Origin of the sequence: Streptomyces sp. WELS2 (assembly GCF_013870595.1) — a bacterium.
GTDB lineage: Bacteria > Actinomycetota > Actinomycetes > Streptomycetales > Streptomycetaceae > Streptomyces.
In genome coordinates, this window is the sequence record NZ_JACBWZ010000845.1 from 1 (window position 1) to 2,599 (window position 2,599).

4 protein-coding genes are annotated in these 2,599 nt (G+C 69.0%); all 4 read left to right on the forward strand.

Annotation, left to right across the window (positions count from 1 at the left end):
• Window positions 1–307 precede the first annotated feature (307 nt).
• A complete protein-coding gene (gene rimP, locus H5J33_RS30685) occupies window positions 308–820 on the forward strand; it encodes a ribosome maturation factor RimP (protein ID WP_181798035.1) in 513 nt (170 codons plus the stop codon).
• 2 nt (window positions 821–822) lie between these two features.
• Entirely contained in the window at window positions 823–1,809 is a 987-nt protein-coding gene (gene nusA, locus H5J33_RS30690) for a transcription termination factor NusA (protein WP_181798036.1), read from the forward strand.
• Between the two features lie 159 nt (window positions 1,810–1,968).
• Complete coding sequence (locus H5J33_RS30695; protein WP_181798037.1) at window positions 1,969–2,265, forward strand: YlxR family protein; 297 nt, start codon at window positions 1,969–1,971, stop codon at window positions 2,263–2,265.
• 145 nt (window positions 2,266–2,410) lie between these two features.
• The coding region (locus tag H5J33_RS30700) for a translation initiation factor IF-2 N-terminal domain-containing protein (protein WP_181798038.1) at window positions 2,411–2,599 on the forward strand (189 nt) is incomplete at its 3' end.

Here is a 2,599-nt window from a genome sequence, read left to right on the forward strand (position 1 = left end):
GGCCGAGGCCAGCAGGGTTCTTCTGCGCGGCCCCGAGGGGGTGCGCGACGGCGAGGGGTACGGCACGGCTGACGTCCTCGGGGGGCTCGTACGAACACACGGGCGGGACGGCGCCCGCCGTTGATCACGGTACCCGCGCATCCGCCCCCCGCATGTCACCGGCTCAGCGGTCCCACCCGAGGGCACGCGGCCGTATCGGCACGCGGCCCCGGGCTCCGCTGCGAAGCACCCCCCGCCGGAGGCAGTACCCTTTGACCAGACACGCGACCCATCCCACAACAGCACACGCGGCCGAGGAGTCACCCGGATGAGCACCACCCAGAGCGAGAGGCTGCGAGAGCTGCTGGAACCGCTCGTCACCTCCCATGGGCTGGATCTCGAAGAGATCGCCGTGGACTCCGTAGGACGCAAGCGGGTGCTGCGCGTCGTCGTCGACTCCGACACCGGAGCGGACCTGGACCGGATCGCCGATGTGAGCCGCGTGCTCTCGGCGAAGCTGGACGAGACGAACGCGATGGGCGAGGGCGCGTACGACCTGGAGGTCGGAACCCCCGGCGCGGAGCGCCTCCTCACCGAGCACCGGCACTTCGTGCGCGCCGTCGACCGGCTCGTGAAGTTCCAGCTCACGGAGGGCGGCGAGCTGGTCGCGCGGATCCTGGAGGTCGACGACGAGGGCATCGACGTCGAGGTGCCCGGGGTGAAGGGCCGCAAGGCCACCACCCGCAGACTCGGCTTCCCCGAGATCGCCAGGGCGCGCGTGCAGGTCGAGTTCAACCGCAAGGACAGCAAGAAGGACATGAAGGAAGAGGAGGAGGCGTAGCCGTGGATATCGACATGAGCGCCCTGCGGGGCTTGGTCCGGGAGAAGGAGATCTCCTTCGACCTGCTGGTCGAGGCGATCGAGTCGGCCCTCCTCATCGCCTACCACCGCACCGAGGGAAGCCGCCGACACGCGCGCGTGGAGCTCAACCGGGAGACCGGGCATGTGACCGTGTGGGCGAAGGAGGACCCCGAGGACCTCGCCGAGGGCCAGGAGCCCCGCGAGTTCGACGACACACCGTCCGGTTTCGGCCGTATCGCCGCCACCACCGCCAAGCAGGTGATCCTGCAGCGGCTGCGCGACGCCGAGGACGACGCGACGCTCGGCGAGTACGCCGGCCGCGAGGGCGACATCGTCACCGGCGTGGTCCAGCAGGGCCGCGACCCGAAGAACGTGCTCGTGGACATCGGCAAGCTGGAGGCCATCCTGCCGGTGCAGGAGCAGGTGCCCGGCGAGACCTACCCGCACGGCATGCGCCTGCGGTCGTACGTCGTCCGCGTGGCCAAGGGCGTGCGCGGTCCGTCCGTGACCCTCTCCCGCACCCACCCGAACCTGGTGAAGAAGCTCTTCGCCCTGGAGGTGCCGGAGATCGCCGACGGCTCGGTGGAGATCGCCGCGATCGCCCGTGAGGCCGGTCACCGCACCAAGATCGCCGTACGGTCCACCCGTTCGGGCCTGAACGCCAAGGGCGCCTGCATCGGCCCCATGGGCGGCCGGGTGCGCAACGTGATGGGCGAACTGAACGGCGAGAAGATCGACATCGTCGACTGGTCGGACGATCCGGCGGAGATGGTCGCGAACGCCCTGTCACCCGCCCGGGTGAGCAAGGTGGAGGTCGTGGACATGGCCGCCCGCTCCGCACGGGTGACCGTGCCGGACTACCAGCTGTCGCTGGCGATCGGCAAGGAGGGGCAGAACGCCCGCCTCGCCGCCCGCCTCACCGGCTGGAGGATCGATATCCGGCCGGACACCGAGCAGGCCGGCGCGTAGCCGCGCAAGCCACCGAGGGTGCCCGGACCAGCCCCGGAGCCGCACGGCGGACCCGGGGCCGGGGAATAGATCCCGGCCGCCCGACGCTGAGATCACGACAACAGCCGTTCGATTCTTGCCCCAAAGGGGTGAGGTCGGTACGGGGAGGTAGACTTAACCGTGTCTGGCCGGACGCACACCCGAGCATGCCCTGAACGCACCTGTGTGGGGTGTCGGGAGCGGGCGGCCAAGAACGATCTCCTGCGGATCGTGAAGATCGAGGACGCATGCGTCCCCGATCCTCGCGGTACGCTGCCCGGCCGGGGTGCCTACGTGCATCCCGCCCTGGTCTGTCTCGACCAGGCGGTACGCCGCCGGGCGTTCCCGCGGGCACTGCGCGTCCCGGGAGCGCTCGACACAAAGGCGTTGCGCCGATACGTCGAGCAGACGACAGTTGCCGAGCAGGCAACGACGTAAGACGTGTCGTACGGAACCCCGTACGGCCTGGTACCTCGCGAGTCGAAAGCAGGTCGAGATTGCGATGAGCACTCGATGAGTACGCGATGAGTACGCCCATGAACTAGCGACGGTCCGGCTTCAACCCGGACCTCAAAGGAGCGAAGTGGCTAAGGTCCGGGTATACGAACTCGCCAAGGAGTTCGGTGTCGAGAGCAAGGTCGTCATGGCCAAGCTCCAGGAACTCGGTGAATTCGTCCGTTCGGCGTCTTCGACCATCGAAGCGCCGGTTGTACGTAAGCTGACCGACGCCTTCCAGGGCGGTGGCAGCGGCAAGTCCGCGAAGCCCGCCCCG

Excerpts from the sequence above, each read along its gene's own strand:
- rimP (WP_181798035.1), top strand. The coding sequence starts at position 308 with ATGAGCACCACCCAGAGCGAGAGGCTGCGAGAGCTGCTGGAACCGCTC.